The following is a 25917-nucleotide window of genomic DNA, read 5'->3' on the forward strand; positions in this document are numbered from 1 at the left end:
TATGTATTAGTTGTAGGTTACTTTAAGTTCAATGGCCGATTTCACATTGCCAGCAGTAACGGTTGCAGCGTCATCAATATAATAAGCGACCTTAAAATCGGGCAGGGTGTAGTCGCCTGAGCCGTCATAAAGGCCCAGATTGATCTCACTGTTGATCTTATGTGCAGAACCATCGGCGTTCTGTACCTGAATATAGACATTGCTGGCGTAACCATCGCCAGTGACCGTATTTAATACCCCATTATTGGCATTGTGTGCGCCGTATACCGCGAATAAGTTATAGGTGATCCCATTAATCGCGCCAGGGCAGTTTTTCAACTCAACTTTGGGTACGTCGGTAATGTTTGATGCGCCACTTGCCAGGCTTGCGCCATACAGTGGGGATAATTTTATTTCCTTTGGTGCGTTAATAGTACAGGCAGTTACAATTGGCTGACTGACTACGCCGGACAGAATCAGGCCCGAATCTAACGCAACACCATCACCATCAGGGTTATGTACGTTCATGGTTACGTCGGGGACAGAAATAATAGTACCTGCTGGTATTTTTTCACTTAATCTGACCAGGCGATACCATACATGGTAGTATCCGTCACGCGCGCTACCATCGACAATTGGCAGATTGATGCGGTAATTGGGAGTTGTGGGATTATCTTGCGGTGAATATCCCGGTACAGATGAAACATGGACCTGATATTGAATGCCAATACCTGGATTGCTTGTTGCCCAGGTCACATTGTCGGCAAGTAATTGTCCGTTAACAGACAAATCAATATAGGAGTTTTTTCCTTCGCCGGGGATAGTCTCGGTATAAATGGAATCATTATCATACCAGTCTGTCGTGCCGCCCACGACATTCGGTATAGATAATGTAGAAAATCCATGGTGCATGACATGGAAAGATTGAACTTCAATATAATTTGCGTAGGCGCAATTTATGCCTGACAGACCACATGGAATAAAAATAACAGGGGTTAGCCATTTTTTAAGCATTATATTTAACGACATGATGCGTTGACCTCTACAATTGCGCTTGATGATGTGCTCTCTGGTAATTGCCAGCGGGTATGACACTGCTTATTTGCACCCCATTTAACGGTTGCACTTCCCTGAAGTGACATACCAGCCAGATAAACCTGTCCACCATCACCGACAATCGAGGTGGTTTTTGCGTTCTTGTCGTCAGTCACGATTGCACCAAACGGAACAGGGTGCCCGTCACGACGGGTTAACGTCATCAAAACGCGTTTACCCACACGTGTGTCAAAATGTGCCCGGACAATAGCCCCTCGGGTTGGCGTAACCGCTTTCGCAGAAAGCTCAACGTCGGCATCATCCGGCAGTTGTTCGGTATTCAGCGACAGCGTGTTTTCACGGTATGGGCTGATAAACGGCACAACGGTATAGCCGCGGAAATCGGTGCTGACGCCCGTCTGGTTCGTGATATCAACACCGCTTGCTCCCGGCGCTTCAACCAGAGCGACGGTCTCACCTAATTCCTGACTCAGCGTAATGCCATTTGCATGCGCAACCACACCGCCGCTGATACCATAATTTACCCCGCGCTGATCGTGGTCGTAACTGTAGGCGCTGTTCATTCTGGCATAGGTACCCTGGTAGTCCAGGCTGGCGCTACCGCCGTTACCCCCATCGTGGTTCGTCTCGCTTTCCTGCACGCTCCAGTTGAGGTTCTGATCTTGCAGCGCGGTGCCATTCAGCCCGACCGTATGGCTGGTGCTGCCATGTTTACTGGTATTGAGGTTGTAGGTGGCGCGACTGCTGCTGAGCCAGCGATCCAGCGGCACGCTGATACTCATTGAGAACACCTGGTCCTCGCTGTAAACGGTGTCGCTGTCGCGGGCATCAGTGGTGTTACGGTTAAAGCTGTAGTTCAGGCTCCAGGTGATGCCGTTCCAGCTGTTGCTGTAACCCGCGCCGATTGAGCGCATTGTTCGGTCGCTGTTCCAGTAATCCTCGCTGATGGCGTTTAACGAGATGGACCCCGCGCCTTCCCAGAGATTCTGGTTAAGCAATATCTCGGCACGATTACGCCGGCGTTCGGTATTGTCCTGCCAGTTACTGTCCCGCCAGGTGTCGAGTACTTCCTGAAGGGTGTAATAGCCTGAAGTTGAGTAGCGATAACCCGAAATGGCGATATTGGTCCCCGTTTCGAGAATGTTTTTACTGTAACGAACACGCATTGACTGGCCGATCGCTTTTTCCTGATCCTGTTGGGTTGACCAGGCCTGCGTGCCATCGACGGATACGGCTCCCAGCCCACCAAAGTTTTTACCGATCCCCACAAGTAGCGACTGATAATGTTGCGATAGCTGTCCGCCGCCGTAGGCGGTAAATCCTGCTGGCAGGCCGTAGATCGCCGAGCCCTGAGTAAAGAATGTCTTATCGACGGCGCTGTCGTAAGGACGGTACTGACCGCTGGTCAGGCTGTACTTTAAACGACCTTCACGCTGTAGAACCGGCAGTGAGGCGAAGGGGACCAACTGGTGCTGTTCGCTGCCGTCAGCTTCTTTAATCGTCACGTCCAGATCGCCGCTACTGCCCGTGGGATACATGTCAGTGATCTCAAATGCCCCCGGCGAAACATAGCTTTGGTAAATGGTGTAGCCGTTTTGTTTAATGATGACCTGGGCGTTGGTCCGGGCAATTCCGCGAACCACCGGTGCGTAGCCGCGCAGGCTGTCAGGCAGCATGTCGTCATCGGAGGCCAGTTGCGCACCCCGAAAAGGTACGCTGTCAAACAGATCGGAAGGGGAGTTGCTTTCGCCAAGCGTCAGCTGACTTTTGAGCGCGATAATATTTCGCTGAGCGTAGGTATATGCCGAATCCCAGTTATTCTGGGTACTGTTGCCGCTGGTGTTGCGTGACCAGGTGCTGTAGTTACGTACGCGCCATGGGCCGATATTTAGCCCTGGGCGCAGGTTCAGGTAATAGCTGTCTGAATCGGTCATATCAGAGTGACGAGCCTGGGTGTTGCCGCCTGTAAAGCTGTAATTAAGCAGCAGCGCATTGATGCCTTCATCCAGGCGTTCTGGAGCAACATATCCACGCGCCTGGTTATTCATCGCCGCCTGAGGGATGCTCAATAAAAGTTGCTGTTTATTGAAGACGAACTGAGTAGCAGCGTTGGGAATAGCGGCCAGGTTTGCGCAATGGTTCTCTCCGGTCAGTTGCGGAAATTGCTCGGTTCGGACGCCAAAGTCACGCAGCATCTCCACGCTTATGCACGGTTGCAATGATGTCTGGCCGTGACTGTCCTTTTGCATGCTAAATTCAATGTCATGTGTGCCAGTCAATGTCTGATTGACCAGCACGTCAACGCGATAAGTACCCGGCATTTGGCCAACACCTTCTTCAAAGGCACTCAGGTCAGAAATGTCTTTACCTGGACCGTCAATACCCAGTAGCGCGGGGTTAAAATATTCCCGGGCACAGGCAGGGTGCGACAACGAGAACGTACACTGCAATGCGATGAAGCAGGCCAGCCTGGTTGGCGAGATCTTATTTTTTTTAGCTCTGATCATTCCGTGATCCTTTCGGAGTCCGAGTATCTAATGAGTGATTACTGCGTCTGGTGTTCCGCGCCAGCTGCGCCGAAGTCACTGATAATTTTCCAGCGAATATTGCCTTTGGCATTTGCCGGAAGGCTGAAGGTCGCGCTGGACATGGGCGCAACGTATGTCGCATCCGTAACCGTACTGGCACCGACTTTGACTTCGCTAAAGTTCATGTAATAGGGGGTTGGGTTACTGACCGTAAGCTGTTGATCGCTGCGTTTCCAGCTAAGCTTGCTGGCAAACTTTTCCGGCATTTCAGTAAGCGATGCGGGGCGATAAATGAGTTTGATACGTGTCTTAATCGCAATCTGTAGGGTATTTACGTTGTCTAACTTTTCTGTTGCCGGAATGGTTTTAATGTTCATCCAGAACAGTGACTCACGATCCTGTGGCAGATTCCCGCCCGTATTAATAATACGCAGTTTGTTTTCTTCATTGCCAGCTAAGCGGAACAGGGGCGGCGTGACGATAAACGGTGTTTTACTGGTGTCGTTTTCATCTTTATCAACCCATGACTGAATTAAATAGGAGTATGGGTCTGGGTTTTTGACGTCCAGGGAAGATTCTTTTTTGTCTGCATGGTATATAATGCGAGTGCCTCCAATAATAACACCCGCTTGCGCTGTTGCCATTGAAAAAACAAATGCAGCGGCGATTAATGAATTCACTAATTTCATCTGGTTAACCTCAAAATAGCAATGCCGGGAAGCCCCGGCATTGCTTATAGCCAAAGGCGGAAATTTATCGCGCGATGATTAATTGTATGCCAGCGTAAAGTTAGCGGTACCGTTAGCGGAACCCGCCTCAACGGTAGCGGCAGTTGCGATATACTGTGCGCTGAAATTCATGGTAGCGGTGCCAGCAGTCGCATCGATGGTCGCTGCTTTAGATGCGGTTGCCAGCGGTAACGCGGTGCCGTCGCCGTTCAGCAACTGAATAGCAACGCCTTTGGCAACGCCAGTGGTGCCTGCGCCGGTGACTTCCAGATAGTCATTATTAGTGGCGTCTGGTTTGCCGGTGTATTTCACAACAACAGCTTTGCCTTTCAGGTCTGCCGGGCACTCAGACAGTTTCAGAGTAAAGCGAGTATTCGCGGCAACGGAACCAGCCTCTGGCAGAGCAGTTTTAGCGATATCACCTAACTTGACGGTCTGAGGCGCGGTCATGGTGGTGTCAATTTTACAACCTTGCTCGATGATATTACCGGTGAAATTTACCTGTCCATCATCGGCCTGCGCGGCAGAAACCATTCCGAGTGTAGTGATTAAGGCAACAGCCGCTACTTTTCCTTTCATTGATAATGTCCTTGAAGAGTGTGATTGATATAAAACACAGGTGAGTACTCATGGCACACGATGTGATGATGCTCGATAGTTTTCAGCAAGAAACATTGTCTTGTGTTTTTAAAACTATCTTGCGCACTTGGGTATTCACATGGGGGATTATATCTATGTGCTAAAATATGAACTATAAACTATATCTAATGAGTGTTTTTAATTTAACTTTAATAATCCTCTCCGTGAATAATATTTCATTTATTCATTAATGGGTGAATAGCATTTCTCTCATGTATACATGCGTAGGCGCGCCCAACCTTCCTGTGCTTTTTTACATTTATTCGAAGATAACAGACTTGCGATATCCTCTTTCACCTGCCACCCTAGTCAGGTATTTATATGGAGGGTGAATGTATCTAATTAATGGTGAGTTACAAAAAAAGTTAGATGTGAACGATCGTAGCGTTCAGTTTGGGGATGGTTGTTTTACCACTGCTCGAATTAGCGGCGGCGTTGTTTCACTTTTCAGCCACCATCTGACACGTTTGCAGACGGCCTGCACAAGGTTGGCTATCCCGTTTGATGCATGGGAAACCCTTGCTGCGGAAATGCGGGATATGGCGCAAAAACAGGGTGACGGCGTGTTAAAGGTCGTTATCACGCGTGGAGCTGGCGGTCGCGGCTATAGCCCCGCAGGCTGTCAGCAACCGGTGCGCATCCTGAGCGTTTCTGAATATCCTACGCATTACGCACGCTGGAAAGAAACCGGCGTAACGCTTGCTCTCAGCCCGATCCCCTTGGGTCGCAACCCTTATCTTGCAGGAATGAAGCACCTCAACCGCCTTGAGCAGGTGCTGATTCGTTCTCATCTTGAGCAGACGGATGCCGATGAAGCCCTTGTCCTTGACAGCGATGGGTGGCTTACGGAATGCTGTGCCGCAAATCTGTTCTGGCGCTGTGGGCAGGATGTCTTTACCCCACGCCTCGATCAGGCGGGCGTAAACGGCATTATGCGGCAGTTTATTATCGCCCAACTGGCACTGACCGCGTATCGCGTTGTCGAAGTGAATGCGCCGCTAACGGCGCTCGCGCAGGCTGATGAAGTGCTTATCTGTAACGCGCTAATGCCGGTTGTCCCCGTACAGCGCTACGCAGAGCGAGAGTGGCCCGCGCGCGAACTTTACCACTATTTAGCCCCAATTTGTGAGTCGTCCGATTAGCATGATGAAACTGTTACGCCTTGTTCTGTTACTGTTGGTTGTCCTCGGCGCTGCCGCCGGCGTCGGTGTATGGAAAGTTTTCCAGCTGGCGGACAGTAAGATCCTCATTAAAGACGAGACGATTTTTACCCTTAAAGCCGGTACCGGGCGGATGGCGCTGGGCGAACAGCTTTACAGCGATAAAATCATCAACCGCCCGCGCGTGTTCCAGTGGTTACTGCGTATCGAGCCGGAACTGTCTCACTTCAAGGCTGGTACCTATCGTTTTACGCCCGGCATGACTGTCAGGGAGATGCTGCAGCTGCTGGAAAGTGGCAAAGAAGCGCAGTTCCCGCTGCGTTTTGTCGAAGGAATGCGACTGAGCGATTACCTGAAACAGCTGCGTGATGCACCCTATATCAAGCACACTCTGAAAGATGATCGTTACGAGACGGTCGCCGGGGTGCTGAAATTTGAGCATCCTGAGTGGGTGGAAGGCTGGTTCTGGCCGGACACCTGGATGTACACCGCGGGCACGACGGATGTCGCGATTCTTAAACGGGCGCACAAAAAGATGGTCGCGGCAGTCGATTCCGCCTGGGAAGGGCGTATGGAAGGGCTGCCCTATAAAGACCAAAACCAGTTCGTGACCATGGCTTCGATCATCGAGAAAGAGACTGCCGTTGCTGCCGAGCGCGATCGGGTCGCGTCGGTATTTATCAACCGTCTTCGCATTGGCATGCGTCTGCAAACCGACCCTACAGTTATTTACGGCATGGGCGAGCGCTACAGCGGAAAGATTTCGAGGAAAGATCTCGAGACGCCAACGGCGTATAATACCTACGTCATTAACGGCCTGCCGCCGGGCCCGATTGCAACGCCGAGCGAGGCGTCGCTTAAAGCCGCCGCGCATCCGGCCAAAACACCGTATCTCTATTTTGTGGCTGACGGAAAAGGGGGGCACACCTTTAACACCAACCTTGTCAGTCATAATCGCTCTGTTCAGGACTATCTGAAGGCACTTAAGGAAAAAAATGCGCAGTAAATACATCGTCATTGAGGGACTCGAAGGCGCGGGGAAAACCACCGCTCGCGACGTAGTGGTGGAAACGCTGAACGCGCTTGGCGTCACTGACATGGTCTTCACCCGAGAGCCAGGCGGCACTCAGCTGGCTGAGAAACTGCGCAGCCTGGTGCTGGATATCAAATCTGTTGGCGACGAAGTTATCACTGACAAAGCCGAAGTGCTGATGTTCTATGCGGCCCGCGTCCAGCTGGTTGAGACAGTGATAAAACCCGCTCTGGCCGATGGCAAGTGGGTGATCGGCGACCGTCACGATCTGTCCACTCAGGCGTATCAGGGCGGGGGACGCGGTATTGACCAGACAATGCTGGCAACGCTGCGTAATGCCGTACTGGGTGATTTTCGCCCGGACCTGACGCTCTATCTGGATGTCACTCCGGAAGTGGGCCTCAAACGCGCCCGCGCGCGCGGCGAGCTGGATCGCATTGAACAAGAGTCCTTTGATTTCTTTAACCGCACCCGCGCACGCTATCTTGAGCTGGCCGCGCAGGACAGCTCAATTCGTACCATCGATGCGACGCAATCGCTGGAAGACGTCACGCAAGACATCCAGCAGACCGTTACGCAGTGGCTACAGGAGCAGCAGGCATGAAATGGTATCCATGGTTGCGCCCGCACTTTGAACAGCTGATCAACAGCTATCAGGCCGGTCGGGGGCATCATGCGTTACTGATTCAGGCATTGCCGGGGATGGGGGATGATGCGCTAATTTACGCCATTACCCGTTTTCTGATGTGCCAGCAGCCTGAAGGGCACAAAAGCTGCGGGAAATGCCGTGGCTGCCAGCTGATGCAGGCGGGCACGCATCCTGACTATTACACGCTGGCGCCTGAGAAGGGCAAAAGCGCGCTCGGTATTGATGCCGTGCGTGAAGTTAGTGAAAAACTGTACGAACATGCGCGACTGGGCGGGGCGAAAGTCGTCTGGCTCAACGACGCTGCATTACTGACCGAGGCGGCGGCTAACGCGCTGCTCAAAACGCTGGAAGAGCCGCCGGAGAAAACATGGTTCTTCCTCTCATGCCGCGATCCGGGCCGATTGCTGGCAACGTTGCGCAGCCGCTGTCGTCTTCATCACCTTGCGGTGCCCCAGGAATCATGGTCATTGAGCTGGTTAGAACGCGAGGTGACAACGTCACAGGAAAGTGCGCTCTCTGCGCTTCGCCTGAGCAGCGGCGCGCCCGCAGCGGCGCTGGCATTACTGCAACCCGACGTCTGGTCGCAGCGAGAAACGCTCTGTAAGGCTGTCGAGGCTTCGCTCAACAGCCAGGACTGGTTGAGCTTGCTGCCTGCACTGAATAGCGATCGGGCCGTTGAGCGTTTGCACTGGCTGGCGTCCTTACTTTTGGATGCGCTAAAGCTCCAGCAGCGGGCAACGCTACTGACAAACCCGGACGCGTGGCCACTGGTGAACCTGCTGGCGAGCCGCCTTTCAGGAACGTCCTTGCACGCTATCCTTCATGATATCTGCGAAAGCCGGGAACAGCTTTTAACCGTAACGGGTCTTAATCGCGAGCTGTTACTGACCGACCAGTTACTGCGTATTGAACATTACCTGCAACCAGGCGTTACGCCGCCTGTTTCCCATCTCTGAGAGAGACATTATGTTTTTAGTCGACTCACACTGCCATCTTGATGGCCTGGATTATCAATCCCTTCACAATGACGTGGATGACGTGCTGGCAAAAGCCGCTGCCCGCGATGTGAAATTTTGTCTTGCCGTGGCGACGACGTTGCCGGGGTACCGCGCCATGCGTGAGCTGGTGGGCGTTCGCGATAACGTGGTGTTCTCCTGCGGCGTGCATCCGCTGAACCAGGATGAAGCGTACGATGTTGATGAGTTACGCCGACTGGCTGCGGAAGAGGGCGTCGTGGCGATGGGTGAAACCGGGCTGGACTATTTTTACACGCCGGAAACGAAACCGCGCCAGCAGGAATCCTTCCGCAACCATATCCGCATTGGCCGCGAGCTGAACAAACCGGTCATCGTGCATACCCGTGATGCACGCGCCGATACGCTGGCGATCCTCCAGGAAGAAAAGGTGACGGATTGCGGTGGCGTACTACACTGTTTCACAGAAGACAGAGAAACGGCGGGTAAACTGCTTGATCTAGGGTTTTATATTTCGTTTTCCGGGATCGTGACGTTCCGTAATGCAGAGCAGCTGCGTGATGCTGCGCGTTATGTTCCGCTCGACCGCATTCTGGTAGAAACAGACTCTCCGTATCTGGCACCGGTACCGCATCGCGGGAAAGAGAACCAGCCAGCCATGACGCGAGACGTTGCGGAATACATGGCCGTGCTTAAAGGCGTCAGCATCGAAGAGCTGGCCCGCGTCACGACGGAAAACTTCTCTGCGCTTTTCCATATCGACCCCGCCCGCCTGCAATCTGTCTGATACACCTGTTTTTTTTAGGCTCGTAATTAATAAACAAAACGAGTAAAGTTCACCGCCTCATTTGGGGCGGTGAGGATGTATTTAGACACATCCAGACATGCTTTTTGTAAATAACTGCAAGTTTTTCGTCCGTCTTAAGCTGAAACGTGATAGCCGTCAAACAATCCCAGAGGGAATTATTTTACTCTGTGTAATAAATAAAGGGCGCTTAGATGTCCTGTCCACGGCACGGTACTCCCCCCGGGCCAATGCGTGAAAGCGTAAAAAAAAGCACAAATACTCAGGAGCACTCTCAATTATGTTTAAGAATGCATTTGCTAACCTGCAAAAGGTCGGTAAATCGCTGATGCTGCCAGTATCCGTACTGCCTATCGCAGGTATCCTGCTGGGTGTCGGTTCTGCAAACTTCAGCTGGCTGCCAGCCGTAGTTTCCCATGTGATGGCCGAAGCAGGCGGTTCCGTCTTTGCTAACATGCCTCTGATCTTCGCGATCGGTGTGGCGCTGGGCTTCACCAATAACGACGGCGTTTCTGCGCTGGCTGCAGTGGTTGCCTACGGCATCATGGTGAAAACCATGGCTGTGGTTGCGCCTCTGGTTCTGCATTTACCGGCAGAAGAGATTGCCGCGAAACACCTGGCAGACACCGGTGTTCTGGGCGGTATCATCTCCGGTGCGATTGCAGCGTATATGTTTAACCGCTTCTATCGCATCAAGCTGCCTGAGTATCTGGGCTTCTTCGCGGGCAAGCGTTTCGTTCCGATCATCTCTGGTCTGGCAGCGATTTTCACTGGCGTGATCCTGTCCTTCATCTGGCCACCAATCGGTTCCGCGATCCAGACCTTCTCTCAGTGGGCTGCTTACCAGAACCCGGTTGTTGCGTTTGGTATCTACGGCTTCATCGAGCGTTGCCTGGTGCCATTCGGTCTGCACCACATCTGGAACGTTCCATTCCAGATGCAAATTGGTGAATTCACCAACGCAGCGGGCCAGGTATTCCACGGTGATATCCCACGTTACATGGCAGGTGATCCAACTGCAGGCAAACTGTCTGGTGGCTTCCTGTTCAAAATGTACGGCCTGCCGGCTGCTGCGATTGCAATCTGGCACTCTGCTAAACCAGAGAACCGTGCAAAAGTGGGCGGTATCATGATCTCCGCAGCGCTGACCTCGTTCCTGACCGGTATCACCGAGCCGATCGAGTTCTCCTTCATGTTCGTTGCGCCGATTCTGTACGTTATCCACGCGATTCTGGCGGGTCTGGCGTTCCCAATCTGTATCCTGCTGGGTATGCGTGACGGTACGTCCTTCTCTCACGGTCTGATCGACTTTATCGTTCTGTCCGGTAACAGCAGCAAACTGTGGCTGTTCCCAATCGTGGGTGCGTGCTATGCCGTTGTCTACTACACCATCTTCCGCGTGCTGATCAAAGCACTGGACCTGAAAACCCCAGGCCGTGAAGATGCAACTGAAGACAGCAAAGCAGGTGTGACCAGCGAAATGGCTCCGGCCCTGGTTGCAGCGTTCGGTGGCAAAGAGAACATCACTAACCTGGACGCGTGTATCACTCGTCTGCGTGTGAGCGTTGCCGATGTTGCGAAAGTAGACCAGCCGGGTCTGAAAAAACTGGGCGCAGCGGGCGTGGTTGTTGCAGGTTCTGGTGTTCAGGCAATCTTCGGTACTAAATCCGATAACCTGAAAACCGAAATGGATGAGTACATCCGCAACAGCTAAGCTGTGAGCAGGGGAGACTAAGGCAGCCGAATGGCTGCCTTTTTTATTGCTGCGGTTTGTTGTGCCGGGTAAGGCGCAGCCGCCACCCGGCTAAACACTCAGAAGTCGTAGCTCGCGCTCACCGAGACGTTCAACGGTGCGCCATAAACCACATAAGAGCCGACGTAATCGTAATACTCTTTGTCAAACAGGTTGTTGACGTTAGCCTGGACGGCAAACTCTTTGGTGACCTGATAACGGCTGAACAGGTTAACCAGCCCGTAACTGCCTTGCTCTGCACGTGATTGTCCCGCCGGGCCGCCGTCCACATCCGTCCACACCTTATTCTGCCAGTTTACGCCACCGCCCACGGTTAGTTCTGGCAGCATTGGCAGTTGATAACGGGTAAACAGCTTCATGGTTGTGCGCGGCTGATCGGAGCTGACTGCGTTGCCGTTTTTATCTTCAGCAATGTAGCGGGTTGCGCCGAACGTTAGCTGCCAGTTATCCGTCAGCGCGCCGTTAAGCTCGAACTCAATCCCTTTACTCACCACACCGTCCAGCGATTCATAAATGGATTCACCGCTCGGCATGTAGGTATAAGTGTTGCTCGCCACGTTATCCTGTTCAATGCGGAAAATTGCCAGCGAGGTGGTCAGGCGGGTATTGAACCAGTCCGCTTTCACACCGGCTTCATAGCTTTTACCCGTGGTTGGGTCGAGGTAACGACCACTGGCATTACGCTTGTCCTGAGGCTGGAAGATTGAGGTATAGCTGACGTAAGTCGACCAGTCTTCATTAATGTCGTAGACCAGGCCCGCGTAAGGCGTGACGTCATCTTTGGTACTTTCCAGACGGGTGTCCGGAGAGCCCGCCGGGTTATAGCGAATGTTATAGTTGGTATAGCGCGCCCCGAGGATCAGGTGCAGCGGATCGGCAAGCGAGAAGCGGGCGGAAGTATAGGCCGATGACTGACGGATGTCGTCCTGGCTATAGAGCTTCCATGGCGTCCACTGAGGATCGGCAATATCCCCGTTCCAGTTTTTGAAATTACCCACGTCGACCATGCCGTATAACGCATCCGGCATCCTATTGTCATAATGGTTGCGCTGGCGGCTTAAGCTGCCGCCAAACATCATTTCGTGCTGACGGCCAAAGAGATCGAATCCGCCCCGCAGGAAGGCATCAACCGCATCCTGTTTGCGCTCGCCTTTGTTCCAGCCACCATAGCCCACCATGCCTGCACCGGTCGCTTGATCGGGATAGCCGGACATATACATCAGTTTGCTGTCGAAATTCGTATCAGCATGCATGCCGTTGATGTGGGCTTCCCAGCCGTTGTCAAAGCGCTGAGTCAGGTTGGCGAAAATGCGGGTGTTATCTTTATCCGAATATGCCCACTTTGGCGCTACGGTCTGGCTATGATCGTAATGGGTTTTACTCCCGTCGCTGTTCCAGGTTGGCAATCCGCCCCAGGTCGGATCCTCGGTGTTGCTTTCCTGGTATTCATAGCCGACAGAAAGGGTCGTGCTGTCGGTCACATCTGCATCCACCACGCCGTAGAGGAATTTTTTACGGTAGTGGTAGTTATCAACAAAGCTGTCGTTATCCTGATAGCCCGTAATCAGGCGGCCGCGTATCTTGCCGGACTCCACCAGCGGCGCCTGCAGATCCAGCACGTAGCGCTGTTTATCCCAGCTGCCGTAGCTGGCACTGACATTACCTTTGAATTCATTGCTGTCTGCATGTTTGCGCACCATATTGACATAGGCCGCCGGGTTTCCCGTCCCGGACATCAGGCCGGTTGCGCCGCGTACCACTTCGATACGGTCATAAATCGCGGTATCGGCGGCAGTATCGCCGAAGTTCCACACTTCGCTGATGGAGGTCGGCAGGTCATCGTACGCATAGTTACTCACGAAGAATCCGCGTGAGTAAAATACGGTACGGTCGCTGTCCTGAACCTGCGCCGTCACGCCAGTGGTATTGGTTAACACCTGACCGATAGACTGCAGGTTTTGATCCGCCATGCGCTGCTGGCTGATGACGCTGACGGACTGCGGAATATCGCGAGGCACGAGGAGCAGTTTGGTCCCGGTGGTGGTGGTCTTGACGCTGTAGTCCCGATCCTGCCCGTCGGACAAGGCTGGCGCGTTATCGAAACCGCCATCAACCACAACGGTATCTTCGTCTGTGGAGGCGGCAAAACTCACGGCTGGCATCAATGCCATAGCAATACAGGCTGCCAGCAACGAAGGCGTTGCGACAGGCTGACGTTGCCCATCCCTGGTATGATGATTGAAAGACATGATCAAACCCTTAAGAACGGTGAAGGTTGGTAGCATCAGTCCCGCGATCGCGGTCTGACGTCGTTTTCTATGTTAAAAATGCGCATGAAAATGCAAATGCGAAATATACGCATTGCCATTAATGCTGTAAACAGATGTGTCGAGCGGAACTGAAATAATGTTTCAGCCAGTGAATACGCCTGAGCGGTCACTCTTCATTCAGCTGATGAAGATTCAGGAAAGAATTCGGGGGAGAAGGTTGAAAGGACAGGAGAAACTCGCTCATACTCTTGGATTGTGTCACACAGTCTTCCCGAGAGTGTGTTATCAGCGGACGCACCACGCCAGATTTAACAAAAAAGGAAAAGGTCATGGCTGAAGAAACGATTTTCAGTAAAATTATCCGTCGCGAAATCCCCTCGGATATCGTCTATCAGGATGAACTGGTGACGGCTTTCCGGGACATTTCCCCCCAGGCACCGACACACGTCCTTATCATTCCCAATATTCTGATTCCGACCGTAAATGACGTAAAAACCGAGCACGAAGTGGCGTTAGGTCGTATGCTGACGGTGGCGGCGAAAATTGCCGAGCAGGAAGGCATAGCGGAAGACGGTTACCGTCTGATCATGAACTGTAATCGTCATGGCGGCCAGGAAGTTTATCATATTCACATGCATCTGCTGGGTGGACGTCCTCTGGGGCCGATGCTGGCACACAAAGGTCTTTGACATGTTTAAAGGGCGTATTGCAGCGCTGGTAATGACGATGATGATTGTGGGATGCAGCACGCGCCCGGCGATCCCCGTGAGCGATGAACAGACGCTGGTGATGGAGTCCTCCGTGCTGGCGGCGGGTATTACGGCGCAACAGCCCGCGTTAACCGTCAGTGAAATTAAGTCTTCAGCCTCCTCTGCGCTCTTTAACGAACGAAATGAACCCGTGACGGTCCACTACCGTTTTTTCTGGTATGACGTAAGAGGTCTTGAAATGCATCCGCTGGAGGCGCCGCGCAGCGTCACCCTCCCGGCGAGGTCGTCGGTAACGATCTATGACAGCGCCAGCTATTTGGGTGCACATAAGGTAAGACTTTATCTTTATCTGTAAGGGGTGAACTTTGATTAAAAATTTGAGCCGTTATGCGCTCGTGACCGCTTTCGCTCTGTTTCTGGCAGGGTGTGTGACCCGTACTGAACAGCCTGCACCTGTAGAAGAGGCTAAACCGGGTACTGAGCAGCCGACAAAGCCAACGGAGCCACAGCCAACCGTGCCGTCTGTACCGTCCATTCCGTCACAGCCTGGTCCAATTGAGCACCCGGACCAGACGTCACAGCCTACGCCGCGCGTGCGCCATTATGACTGGAACGGTGCAATGCAACCGATGGTCGGTAAAATGCTGCAGGCACAGGGCGTGACGGCAGGCGGCGTGCTGCTGGTCGACAGCGTGAACAACCGTACTAACGGTTCGCTGAACGCGGGCGAAGCGACGGAAACCCTGCGCAATGCCCTGGCGAACAACGGCAAGTTTACGCTGGTCTCTGCTCAGCAGCTCGCGGTGGCCAAACAGCAACTCGGCCTGTCGCCGCAGGATAGCCTCGGCACCCGCAGCAAGGCGATTGGGATTGCCCGCAACGTTGGCGCCCAGTATGTGCTGTACTCTAATGCGACCGGCAACGTGAATACCCCAGCCCTGCAGATGCAGCTGATGCTGGTTCAGACAGGCGAAATTATCTGGTCAGGTAAAGGTGCGGTTACGCAACAATGACAGCACGCGTGATGCGATCCTGACGCGCTATTTTCCGCAGTACCGCCTTATCGCGCCGCAGGCCCACTCCGGGCTTGGCGGCGCGAGTTGTATTCTGGAGCAGGGCGCGCACCGTCTGGTCTTACGACATAATCACGATCCCTTCGCGCCCGCTTTCCATTTTCGTCGTCAGTTTCGTGCCCTCAGACGTCTTCCGTCGGATCTCGTGCCGGAACCCCGTTTTTTCCGACAGGGCTGGATGGCCGTCGACTATCTTGAGGGCGAGGTGAAAAGCGCGCTGCCGGACACCCCGGAGCTCGCGGCGATGCTGTATCATCTGCACCAGCAACAGCGTCTGGGGTGGCGAATCGCGTTACTTCCGCTGCTTGAGCACTACTGGCAGCAAGCCTCCCCGAAAAGACGTACCCCAGTCTGGCTTGCGCATCTCAAACGGCTGCGTAAAGCGGGCGAGCCGCAACCGATTCGGCTCTCACCGTTACATATGGATGTACACGCCGGGAACATTGTGCATACGTCAGGAGGAGCCAGACTTATTGACTGGGAATATGCCGGAGACGGCGATGTGGCGCTGGAGCTGGCCGCGGTCTGGACGGAAAGTGACGCCGCGCGGCTGACGCTCATCAGAGAGTATGCCAGAGTAGCGCATATTGACGCCGACGCGCTGGCTCGGCAGGTGAGACGCTGGCGACCCTGGGTCATTATGCTGATGGCGGGCTGGTTTGAAATTCGCCTTCAGCAGTCCAGAGATAAACAATTTATTGCGCTGGCAAACGATGCCTGGCGTCAGTTACAAACGAAAGGATAAGAGAGGTGAGTGTGGGTCCAGTCATGTTGAATGTTGAAGGTTTTGAGCTGGATGCGGAGGAGCGTGACATTCTGGCGCATCCGCTGGTTGGCGGCCTGATCCTGTTTACCCGCAACTATCACGATCCGGCGCAGTTGCGTGAACTGGTGCGTCAGATCCGCGCGGCATCGCGCAATCATCTGGTGGTGGCCGTCGATCAGGAAGGTGGACGCGTGCAGCGTTTTCGCGACGGTTTTACCCGTTTGCCGGCTGCCCAGTCTTTTGCCGCGCTGCTCGGTACGGAAGAGGGGGGCAAACTGGCGCAGGAAGCGGGCTGGCTGATGGCCTGCGAGATGATAGCCATGGATATCGATATCAGTTTTGCCCCGGTACTTGATGTGGGCCATATCAGCGCCGCTATTGGCGAGCGCTCATACCATGAAGATCCGCGTATTGCGCTGGCAATGGCGACCCGATTTATCGACGGGATGCACGATGCAGGTATGAAAACCACCGGCAAACACTTCCCGGGCCACGGGGCCGTGACGGCGGATTCCCACAAAGAGACCCCGCGCGATCCGCGCCCGGAAGCGGAAATTCGTGCCAAAGATATGTCGGTGTTCCGTTCACTTATCACCGATAACAAACTTGACGCTATCATGCCTGCCCACGTGATTTACAGCGACGTCGACCCGCGGCCGGCCAGTGGCTCTCCGCACTGGCTGAAAACCGTATTGCGCCAGGAGCTGGGTTTCAATGGCGTGATTTTCTCCGACGATTTGTCGATGGAAGGGGCGGCAATTATGGGCAGCTATGCAGAACGCGGTCAGGCGTCGCTGGACGCAGGTTGCGATATGATCCTGGTCTGCAATAATCGTAAAGGGGCTGTTAGCGTGCTGGATAACCTGTCGCCGATCAATGCAGAGCGTGTTACACAATTGTATCATAAAGGTTCATTTAGCCGTCAGGATCTGATGGATTCGGCGCGCTGGAAGACGGTCAACGCCCGGCTTGAAGACCTGAATGAGCGCTGGCAGGCGCACAAAGCCAGCCTGTAATCCCTCCCGGAAGGCGTAGCATGGTGAGAAGACAATGATCATCTATTTACACGGTTTTGACTCAAACAGTCCAGGTAATCATGAGAAGGTGTTGCAGCTGCAGTTTATCGATCCCGATGTCCGGTTGATCAGCTACAGCACGCGCCATCCGAAGCATGATATGCAGCATCTGCTCAAAGAAGTGGACAAGATGCTGCAGCTTAATATCGACGATCGCCCGCTGATTTGCGGCGTGGGCCTGGGTGGCTACTGGGCAGAGCGGATTGGTTTTCTGTGCGACATTCGCCAGGTTGTATTTAATCCTAACCTTTTCCCGAATGAGAACATGGAAGGCAAAATTGACCGCCCTGAAGAGTACGTCGATATTGCCACCAAGTGCGTCAGTAATTTCCGCGATAAAAACCGCGACCGGTGTCTGGTGATCCTTTCGCGTAATGATGAGGCGCTCAACAGCCACCGGGCTGCGGAGCTTCTGCATCATTACTATGAGATTGTCTGGGATGAAGAACAGACCCATAAGTTCAAGAACATCTCCCCACATCTGCAGCGCATAAAAGCCTTTAAAACGCTGGGCTAAGCCACAGTCAGTCACCTCCGGAACCCGGTCGCTAATGCGTACCGGGTTTCTTTTTGTCCAGAATTGTCTACTTTTAAGCCATCAAAACTTGATGCATATCAATTTTGGTATGACCAATGCGCCTGACGTGGTATTCTCAATTCACCTGAATGGTTTCAGTGCTGTAACCTGTTGTTAATTAAGGGTTATTTTTATAACTTTTAATTAACAATTGGTTAATAATTTGAGGGGGTCACGTTGACTACGCCATTGAAAAAGATAGTGATTGTAGGCGGTGGTGCTGGCGGGCTGGAGCTGGCCACACAGTTGGGTAAGAAGCTGGGTCGCGGTAAAAAAGCCAAAATCACGCTGGTGGATCGTAACCACAGTCACCTGTGGAAACCGTTGCTGCACGAAGTGGCGACCGGATCGCTGGATGAGGGCGTGGACGCGCTGAGCTATCTGGCGCACGCACGCAATCACCATTTCCAGTTTCAGCTGGGTTCCGTGGTGGATATCAACCGTGAAAGCAAAACCATCACCCTGGCAGAGCTGCGTGATGAAAAAGGCGAGCTGCTGGTTCCTGAACGCAAACTGGCGTATGACACGCTGGTAATGGCGCTGGGCAGTACCTCTAACGATTTCAACACGCCGGGCGTGAAAGAGCACTGTATCTTCCTTGATAACCCGCACCAGGCACGTCGTTTCCATCAGGAGATGCTGAACCTGTTCCTGAAGTACACCAATAACATGGGTGCGAATGGCAAGGTTAACATTGCGATTGTCGGCGGCGGGGCAACGGGGGTAGAGCTCTCTGCTGAGCTGCACAATGCGGTGAAACAGCTGCACAGCTACGGGTATAAAGGGTTAACAAACGACGCGCTGAACGTCACGCTGGTCGAAGCCGGTGAACGCATCCTCCCGGCGCTGCCTCCGCGTATCTCCGGTGCGGCGCACAATGAACTCACCAAACTGGGTGTGCGGGTGCTGACACAGACGATGGTGACCAGCGCCGACGAAGGCGGTCTGCACACCAAAGACGGCGAGTACATCAAAGCGGATCTGATGGTCTGGGCGGCAGGTATCAAAGCGCCTGATTTTATGAAAGATATCGGTGGTCTGGAAACGAACCGCATTAACCAGCTGGTGACGGAGCCAACGCTGCAAACCACGCGCGACCCGGAAATCTTTGCGATTGGCGACTGTGCTTCCTGCGCGCGCCCTGAAGGTGGCTTCGTGCCGCCGCGTGCTCAGGCTGCGCACCAGATGGCAAGCCTGGTGCTGCATAATATTCTGGCGCAGTACAAAGGCAAACCGATGAAGACGTATGTCTATAAAGACCACGGCTCTCTGGTATCGCTGTCCAACTTCTCTACCGTCGGTAGCCTGATGGGTAACCTGATGCGTGGCTCGATGATGGTAGAAGGGCGCATAGCACGCTTTGTCTATATTTCACTGTACCGTATGCACCAGATCGCATTGCACGGCTACTTCAAAACGGGTCTGATGATGCTGGTGGGCAGAATCAACCGCGTCATCCGTCCGCGTCTTAAACTCCACTAATCTTTCACTCCCTCCGGGCCCTCCGGAGGGAGTTTTTAGCATATCATGCTGCCCGTCATGGATTAGGTGCTTAAGAGTTCTCCTAAACATGATATATCCCTCTCCAGTGTCCACTTTTTGATCCTTTGTCTTATTGGCGAAGCCGTGGCTTCATTGCAAAATTGTTACCAATAGCAACAAAGGAGGAAGTCCCGTGAATAAATCTATGTTGGCGGGTATAGGGATTGGTGTCGCAGCGGCGTTAGGTGTGGCTGCTGTTGCCAGTCTCAACGTATTAGATCGCGGCCCGCAGTATGCGCAGGTGGTTTCTGCTACTCCCATTAAAGAAACCGTAAAAACCCCTCGTCAGGAGTGCCGTAACGTCTCCGTGACCCACCGTCGTCCGGTACAGGATGAAAACCGTATTGCCGGCTCTGTTCTGGGTGCGGTAGCGGGTGGGGTAATTGGTCACCAGTTTGGCGGTGGCCGGGGTAAAGATGTCGCGACCGTCGTTGGTGCGCTGGGTGGCGGCTATGCCGGCAACCAGGTGCAGGGTGCGATGCAGGATAACGATACTTACACCACGACTCAGCAGCGTTGTAAAACCGTCTATGACAAGTCGGAAAAAATGCTGGGTTATGACGTCACCTACAAAATTGGCGATCAGCAGGGCAAAATCCGTATGGATAAAGACCCAGGAACGCAAATCCCACTGGATGGAAATGGCCAGCTGGTACTGAATAACAAAGTGTAAAAAAGATGTTCTCTGAACTTAGCTCCTCAAGCGCTCAGGCTGAGGAGCTTTTTTTTACCTCAAATTTTGAGGAGTTCAGGCCACAAGCGTAGTGTGGTTTCGGTTATATTCTGCAGTTTTTCCAGCGTCGCGCCTTCACGCGCGCTGATCGACATACCCTGCAAAATACAGCTCAGGTACTGCGCCAGCATCTGCGGCTGACAATGCGCGGGAATTTCACCGCGCTGCTGGCGTTGAGCCAAAAATGCGCTGAGCGTCTCTTCCTGCATGGCATGACGCGATTTCACCGTATTGGCGATCTCTTTCGACGCTGCCGCCAGGGTGGCGGAGGTGTTAATCATAAAGCAGCCCGCGGGCGTATCTTTGCTGGTGAAGCAGGTGGCAACGGCGGTGAAGTAATCCCGTAGCGCCTGTTCAACGCTTTTCTCTTCACAAAACAGCTGGGCTTCGTGTTTCGCTGCAAAGCGCGAAATGTATCTGTCCAGCACTGCCCTGAACAGCCCCTCTTTGTTGGTAAATTCAGCATAGAGCGTCGGTGCTTTGGCGCCGGTGGCTTCTACCAGATCGGAAAGCGAGGTCGCTTCATACCCATGTTGCCAGAAGAGAGTCATGGCCTTATCAAGCGCTGCATCCCTGTCAAACACTTTTGGTCGGCCACGGCTTTTCTTCGCACAACTCGTGACGTCGGTTGTCATTTGCCGTTGGTCCTCTGTTGATTTGTTGAATAACCATTATAAAAATAAACGCAACCCACCACCAGTGCAGAATGCTTAAAAATAAATTAATCATATATGTATGAAAATTAACGACTTTAAAAATTAATTAATGCTCGTTATAAAATTGTGTTGACGCGTGAGCTGGATCACATTTATGATTTACCTATCGATCGTTAACTAAATATCTAACGACCTCCAAATTCATCTGCCAAAGGTAAACATCATGAAAAACGTAAAAACCCTCATCGCTGCAGCCGTACTGAGTTCACTTTCTTTCGCAAGCGTTGCTGCTGTACAAGTTCAGTCAACGCCAGCCGATCAGCATAAAGTCGGGACGATCTCTGCGTCTGCCGGGACTAACCTGGGTTCACTGGAAGATCAGCTGGCACAAAAAGCGGAAGCAATGGGTGCAAAATCCTACCGCATCACCTCTGTGACCGGTCCTAACACGCTGCACGGCACTGCTGTTATTTACAAATAAGCCGGGCATAAACACCCTCATTTATGCCACTGCAATAAAAAACGCCCTGCTAAGCAGGGCGTTTTACGTTCTGTTTTACATCGACTGCTGAACGATATCGTGATGCCGGGTGACATCGGTCGGCATGCCTGACCGGGCCTCCATCGCACGTTCCATCACCTGGCTCTCGGTATTCGCATTCGTTTTAAAGCTCACCATCGCAGCATTCAGGTTAATGGGTAACGTCTGCGGATCGTCGTCGATATTTTTTGAGAGCGGCTGGTGAATTTCGACCAGCCGTACGCCGCCCGGCTCCTCAGAGACTTTAATCGGCGTGTTGATAATATTCACTTTAGTCCCTGGCGTAACGACATTGAACAGCGTTTTGATATCGTCATCGCGCAGACGAATACAGCCGGAGCTGACGCGCATGCCGATGCCAAAGTCGGCATTCGTTCCGTGCAGCAGGTAAACCCCACCGTATGCCGCCAGGCGGATCGCGTGGTGCCCCATAGGGTTATCCGGGCCAGCCGGAACAACCGCGGGAAGATCGATGCCCTGGGCTTTATAACGGGCACGAATGTTGGCCGTTGGCGTCCAGGTTGGATTCGCCCGTTTATCCGAGACGGTCGTCACCATCGTCGGTGTCAGGGTGTCGCCGCCCAGTTGACCGATACCGATAGGGTAGACGGTCACTTCATTTTTACCCGGCGGATAATAATAGAGACGTAACTCAGCCAGGTTTATGACGATCCCCTCGCGCGGGGCATCCGGCAGGAGAGTTTGTAACGGGATCGTCAGTACGCTGCCCGCTCGCGGGACATACGGATCGACGCCGGGGTTCGCCTGCAGCAGAGCCAGAAAACCGACGTTATATTTTTTGGCAATCGCTTCCAGTGAACCGCCATTATTTTCAACCACATGAAAGCGGTTTTCCCCGACCAGCTTGCTGCCAGGCGGTGGAAGAGGCCAGGTGTTTGCGCGAGCGGGAAGTGCAACCGCGACGGCGGCAGCCAGCGTAAACAGGGTTATCCAGCGGGTAAAACGCGAAGAGGTCATCATCACCATAATCCATATAAATGATAAGGTTATTGTTTTATAGGGTGTTAATGATAATTATGGCGAAAGGGTGTGTCGGGAAGATCGGGTGAAGTGCAAAGAGTTTGTAAATTGTCCCCCCGGCAGCACTGGCTAACGGGGGGAGGTCAGATTACGCGACCGCGTTCTCTTCGAGCTGCCGCATAAAGTTACGCACCCAGTCCATACGGGTTTTGCGATCCGCCAGCTCCTGGGTAAATTTCAGACGGGTTGGCCCATCCAGGCGGAAATACTGCGGCTGTTTTTGCAGCAGGCCAATCAGCCACATCGGGTTGACGTGGTTCTTCTCGGCGAATTCAATGACGCCGCCTTTTTCATTACCTTCAAGTTTGCGGATCCCCAGCTTCTGCGCCTGCTGGCGCAGCCGCGCGATATCCAGCAGATTTCTCGCCGCATCGGGCAGCAGGCCAAAGCGGTCAATCAGTTCCACTTTGATCTCTTCCAGCTCATTTTCATTCTTCGCGCTGGCAATGCGTTTGTAGAATGACAGGCGGGTATTCACATCAGGAATGAAATCATCCGGCAGCAGGGACGGCATACGCAACTCGACCTCGGTCTGCTGGCTGGTGAGATCTTCCAGCGACGGCTCGCGTCCGGCCTTCAGGGCATCAACCGCGTTTTCCAGCAGCTCCATATAGAGCGAGAAGCCGATGGTTTCCATGGAGCCGCTCTGATCCTCGCCCAGCAGTTCGCCGGCACCACGGATCTCAAGATCGTGCGTGGCCAGCGCAAAGCCTGCACCGAGGTCTTCCAGCGAGGCGATGGCTTCCAGACGCTTTTGCGCGTCGGTGGTCATCGCTTTCGGATGCGGGGTCAACAGCCAGGCGTAAGCCTGATGATGCGAACGGCCGACGCGACCGCGCAGCTGATGAAGCTGCGCCAGACCAAAGTGATCCGCACGCTCAATAATGATGGTATTCGCCGTCGGGATATCAATGCCGGTCTCAATGATGGTGGTACACACCAGTACGTTAAAGCGCTGGTGGTGGAAGTCGTTCATCACCCGCTCCAGCTCCCGCTCGCGCATCTGCCCGTGGCCGATGGCAATACGCGCTTCAGGTACCAGTTCGGCCAGCCTGTCCGCGGCTTTCTGGATATTTTCAACGTCGTTATAAAGATAATAAACCTGGCCCCCGCGCAGTACCTCACGCAGGATCGCCTCGCGTACCACCAGATTATCGTACTCGCGGACAAAGGTTTTCACCGCCAGACGACGCGCCGGTGGTGTGGCGATAATCGACAGATCGCGCATGCCGCTCATCGCCATGTTCAGCGTACGCGGAATTGGCGTTGCGGTCAGGGTCAGAATATCGACGTCGGCGCGCATCGCTTTGATGCGTTCTTTATGGCGCACCCCGAAGCGGTGCTCTTCATCGACGATCAGCAGCCCCAGATCTTTCCACTTCACGTCGCTTTGCAGCAGCTTGTGCGTACCTATCAGAATATCGATTTTGCCTTCGCTTGCCTGTTCGAGGATCTGCGTCTGCTCTTTGGCGCTGCGAAAACGTGACAGCATCTCAATGCGCACCGGCCAGTTGGCGAAACGGTCGCGGAAGTTGTCGAAGTGCTGCTGGGCGAGCAGGGTGGTCGGCACCAGCACCGCCACCTGCTTGTTGTTTTCAACCGCCAGGAAGGCGGCGCGCATCGCCACTTCGGTTTTGCCGAAGCCGACGTCGCCGCAGACTAAGCGGTCCATCGCCAGCGGCTGGCACATGTCGCTCAGTACGGCGTTGATGGCCTGTGCCTGGTCCGGCGTGGTTTCAAACGGGAAGCTGTCGCAGAACAGCTGGTACTGCTCTTTATCATGCTTAAAGGCGAAGCCCTCTTTGGCCGCGCGCTGGGCGTAGATATCCAGCAGCTCGGCCGCCACGTCGCGTACTTTCTCCGCCGCTTTCTGGCGCGCGCGAGCCCAGGCATCGCCGCCCAGTTTGTGCAGCGGGGCGTTATCCTCCGCGCCACCCGCGTATCGGCTGATCAGATGCAGGGACGACACCGGAACATACAGTTTGGCGTCGTTGGCGTAGGTCAGCATCAGATATTCACCTTTGATGCCGCCGGCTTCCAGCGTGGTCATTCCCTGATAGCGCCCAACGCCATGTTCCAGGTGAACAATGGGCTGGCCCGGATGCAGTTCGGCCAGGTTACGGATCAGCGTGTCCGGGTTAATGGTTCGACGGCTGTCCTGACGGCGCCGCGCGACGCGCTCACCCAGCAGATCGCTTTCGCAAATCAGCGCCAGGTTGTTGAGCGTATCAATAAACCCGTGTTCGGCGGCACCAATCATCAGATAACGGCCGTTTCCGGCCGCGTCGCTCAGGCGCTGAATGCGTTTCGGCGCAACTTTTATTCGACCCAGCAGCTCGCCGAGTGCTTCGCGGCGGCCTTCACTCTCAACGGAGAACACCACCGGGCCGGTAAAGGACTCCAGGAACTTGCGCAGATTATCCAGCGGCGATTTCTGCTGCGCCTGTACGGCCAGGTCCGGCAGCGTCCGGAAGGCGAGGTTGGTGTTGGCGGCCTTATCGGCAAGCGAATCGGTTTTGAGCTGGATCCGCGGCCAGCGCTTCAGCTCCGCATTGAGTTCGTCGGTACGCAGCCACAGCGCTTCCGGCGGCAGCAGCGGACGCATCGGGTCAACGCCCCGGTTTTCGAAGCGGGCGTGGGTTTCGCTTTCGAAACGGCTGGCGCTGGCGTCGATATCGCCGGTGTTCACAATCAGCGTATTTGTCGGGAAGTAGCTGAACAGGGCAGGCAGCGGCTCGTTAAAGAACAACGGCTGCCAGTATTCGATCCCGGCCGGGAGCGTGCCTTTGCTGACCTGCTGATAGATGTGCTCGGCATCACGCTTGACGTCGAACTTATCGCGCCACTGGCTGCGGAACAGTTCGATGGCAGTTTTGTCCGTCGGGAATTCATGCGCGGGCAGTAAGTTAATGGACTCTACTTCCTCCAGCGTGCGCTGGGTGTCGGCGTCGAACACGCGCAGGCTGTCGATTTCATCATCGAAGAAATCGAGACGATACGGCTGGTCGCTGCCCATGGGATAAAGGTCAAGCAACGCGCCGCGGGTTGCGTATTCCCCGTGCTCCATCACCTGATCGACATGGCGATAGCCGGCACCGTCAAGCTGCTCGCGCAGGGCATCACGGGACAGGCGCTGGCCTTTTTTCATCACCAGCGCATGACCATGCAGATAGCTGTGCGGACAGACGCGCTGCATCAGGGTATTTACCGGCACAATCAGCACACCGCGCTGCATGGTCGGCAACTGGTAGAGCGTCGACAGGCGCGAGGAGATGATCTCCTGATGCGGAGAGAAGCTGTCATACGGCAGCGTTTCCCAGTCGGCCAGGCTGAACACCAGGCTATCGGTGAACTGGCGGATTTCGTCGTGCAGGCGCAGGGCATTTTGCATATCCGGGGCAACAAGCACCACCGGGCCGGGGTGTCGCTCAGCAATTTCTGCCACCAGCGTGGCGCACGCCGCGCCCGTAAGTTCACCCAACTGGCGCTGGTCGCCCGCTTTGACAGGCAAGGAATAACGATAGTGTTCAGGCATGGCTATGTCAGAGTCTCTTATGGATATACCAACAGTATTGGGGCATATCACTGATACGCAATGTCTTTATTATCCTCGATCGTTTTACATAAG

Annotated in this window: 23 protein-coding genes; 15 read left to right on the forward strand and 8 right to left on the reverse strand. The window is 53.9% G+C overall.

What is annotated here, in order from left to right:
- Positions 1-6: 6 nt before the first annotated feature.
- The 4 genes from AAER43_RS08465 to AAER43_RS08480 form a co-directional block, all read right to left on the reverse strand.
- Positions 7-1008, reverse strand: coding sequence for a fimbrial protein (locus AAER43_RS08465; RefSeq protein WP_100246805.1), 1002 nt, complete (start codon positions 1006-1008; stop codon positions 7-9).
- The gene (locus AAER43_RS08470; protein WP_057057650.1) at positions 999-3542 is read right to left on the reverse strand and encodes a fimbria/pilus outer membrane usher protein; all 2544 of its coding nucleotides are present in this window, start codon (positions 3540-3542) and stop codon (positions 999-1001) included. The genes AAER43_RS08465 and AAER43_RS08470 overlap by 10 nt, the downstream gene beginning before the upstream one ends.
- Positions 3543-3580: 38 nt before the next feature.
- Positions 3581-4252: a molecular chaperone gene (locus tag AAER43_RS08475; RefSeq protein ID WP_014883384.1), complete on the reverse strand. Its 672-nt coding sequence runs from the start codon at positions 4250-4252 to the stop codon at positions 3581-3583.
- Positions 4253-4330: 78 nt separating this feature from the next.
- Entirely contained in the window at positions 4331-4870 is a 540-nt protein-coding gene (locus AAER43_RS08480; protein WP_014883385.1) for a fimbrial protein, read from the reverse strand.
- A 392-nt stretch (positions 4871-5262) separates the two neighbouring features.
- Here AAER43_RS08480 and pabC point away from each other — a divergent pair, with 392 nt between their 5' ends.
- From pabC to ptsG, 6 genes are all read left to right on the forward strand, one after another.
- Positions 5263-6072, forward strand: coding sequence for an aminodeoxychorismate lyase (gene pabC / locus AAER43_RS08485; RefSeq protein WP_014883386.1), 810 nt, complete (start codon positions 5263-5265; stop codon positions 6070-6072).
- A 1-nt stretch (position 6073) separates the two neighbouring features.
- Entirely contained in the window at positions 6074-7096 is a 1023-nt protein-coding gene (gene yceG, locus AAER43_RS08490; protein WP_023332704.1) for a cell division protein YceG, read from the forward strand.
- Positions 7086-7727, forward strand: coding sequence for a dTMP kinase (gene tmk / locus AAER43_RS08495; protein ID WP_014883388.1), 642 nt, complete (start codon positions 7086-7088; stop codon positions 7725-7727). Before yceG ends, tmk begins: the two co-directional genes overlap by 11 nt.
- Positions 7724-8728: a DNA polymerase III subunit delta' gene (gene holB, locus AAER43_RS08500; protein WP_014883389.1), complete on the forward strand. Its 1005-nt coding sequence runs from the start codon at positions 7724-7726 to the stop codon at positions 8726-8728. Before tmk ends, holB begins: the two co-directional genes overlap by 4 nt.
- A 10-nt stretch (positions 8729-8738) precedes the next feature.
- Positions 8739-9533, forward strand: coding sequence for a metal-dependent hydrolase (locus AAER43_RS08505; protein ID WP_023332705.1), 795 nt, complete (start codon positions 8739-8741; stop codon positions 9531-9533).
- Between the two features lie 298 nt (positions 9534-9831).
- The gene (gene ptsG / locus AAER43_RS08510; RefSeq protein ID WP_014883391.1) at positions 9832-11265 is read left to right on the forward strand and encodes a PTS glucose transporter subunit IIBC; all 1434 of its coding nucleotides are present in this window, start codon (positions 9832-9834) and stop codon (positions 11263-11265) included.
- Positions 11266-11363: 98 nt separating this feature from the next.
- On the opposite strand, the gene fhuE is transcribed toward ptsG, so the two are convergent.
- On the reverse strand, positions 11364-13553 hold the full coding sequence (gene fhuE / locus AAER43_RS08515) for a ferric-rhodotorulic acid/ferric-coprogen receptor FhuE (protein WP_023337093.1): 2190 nt from the start codon (positions 13551-13553) through the stop codon (positions 11364-11366).
- Positions 13554-13903: 350 nt separating this feature from the next.
- On the opposite strand from fhuE, the gene hinT reads away from it, so the two are divergent.
- The 8 genes from hinT to AAER43_RS08555 all read left to right on the forward strand — a co-directional run bounded on the left by hinT (position 13904) and on the right by AAER43_RS08555 (position 19991).
- Positions 13904-14263, forward strand: coding sequence for a purine nucleoside phosphoramidase (gene hinT, locus AAER43_RS08520; RefSeq protein ID WP_008500786.1), 360 nt, complete (start codon positions 13904-13906; stop codon positions 14261-14263).
- 1 nt (position 14264) lies between these two features.
- Positions 14265-14639 (forward strand): YcfL family protein, encoded by a 375-nt coding sequence (locus AAER43_RS08525; RefSeq protein ID WP_023332707.1) that lies wholly within the window; start codon positions 14265-14267, stop codon positions 14637-14639.
- 10 nt (positions 14640-14649) lie between these two features.
- The gene (lpoB, locus tag AAER43_RS08530) at positions 14650-15297 is read left to right on the forward strand and encodes a penicillin-binding protein activator LpoB (protein ID WP_023337094.1); all 648 of its coding nucleotides are present in this window, start codon (positions 14650-14652) and stop codon (positions 15295-15297) included.
- Positions 15278-16102 (forward strand): thiamine kinase, encoded by an 825-nt coding sequence (thiK, locus tag AAER43_RS08535; protein ID WP_050862962.1) that lies wholly within the window; start codon positions 15278-15280, stop codon positions 16100-16102. The genes lpoB and thiK overlap by 20 nt, the downstream gene beginning before the upstream one ends.
- An 11-nt stretch (positions 16103-16113) precedes the next feature.
- The gene (gene nagZ / locus AAER43_RS08540) at positions 16114-17139 is read left to right on the forward strand and encodes a beta-N-acetylhexosaminidase (RefSeq protein ID WP_045282245.1); all 1026 of its coding nucleotides are present in this window, start codon (positions 16114-16116) and stop codon (positions 17137-17139) included.
- A 34-nt stretch (positions 17140-17173) separates the two neighbouring features.
- Positions 17174-17716: an alpha/beta hydrolase YcfP gene (ycfP, locus tag AAER43_RS08545; protein ID WP_014883398.1), complete on the forward strand. Its 543-nt coding sequence runs from the start codon at positions 17174-17176 to the stop codon at positions 17714-17716.
- A 237-nt stretch (positions 17717-17953) separates the two neighbouring features.
- Entirely contained in the window at positions 17954-19258 is a 1305-nt protein-coding gene (locus tag AAER43_RS08550) for an NAD(P)/FAD-dependent oxidoreductase (protein ID WP_023337096.1), read from the forward strand.
- Between the two features lie 193 nt (positions 19259-19451).
- Entirely contained in the window at positions 19452-19991 is a 540-nt protein-coding gene (locus AAER43_RS08555; RefSeq protein ID WP_008500779.1) for a glycine zipper 2TM domain-containing protein, read from the forward strand.
- A 59-nt stretch (positions 19992-20050) separates the two neighbouring features.
- Here AAER43_RS08555 and comR read toward each other — a convergent pair whose 3' ends face one another.
- Positions 20051-20686, reverse strand: coding sequence for a TetR family copper-responsive transcriptional repressor ComR (gene comR / locus AAER43_RS08560; protein ID WP_014883400.1), 636 nt, complete (start codon positions 20684-20686; stop codon positions 20051-20053).
- A 244-nt stretch (positions 20687-20930) separates the two neighbouring features.
- Between comR and bhsA the strand changes: the two genes are divergently transcribed.
- Positions 20931-21188, forward strand: coding sequence for a multiple stress resistance protein BhsA (bhsA, locus tag AAER43_RS08565; protein ID WP_014883401.1), 258 nt, complete (start codon positions 20931-20933; stop codon positions 21186-21188).
- 75 nt (positions 21189-21263) lie between these two features.
- Here the strand turns inward: bhsA and AAER43_RS08570 are convergent, their stop codons facing one another.
- Positions 21264-22229, reverse strand: a complete 966-nt coding sequence (locus tag AAER43_RS08570) for a L,D-transpeptidase family protein (protein WP_023332712.1) — start codon at positions 22227-22229, stop codon at positions 21264-21266.
- A gap of 148 nt (positions 22230-22377) precedes the next feature.
- A complete protein-coding gene (gene mfd, locus AAER43_RS08575) occupies positions 22378-25824 on the reverse strand; it encodes a transcription-repair coupling factor (RefSeq protein ID WP_050862963.1) in 3447 nt (1148 codons plus the stop codon).
- Positions 25825-25917: the final 93 nt, after the last annotated feature.

This window comes from Enterobacter sp. FUJ80071 (assembly GCF_038739915.1).
In the GTDB taxonomy this organism is placed as follows: domain Bacteria; phylum Pseudomonadota; class Gammaproteobacteria; order Enterobacterales; family Enterobacteriaceae; genus Enterobacter; species Enterobacter kobei.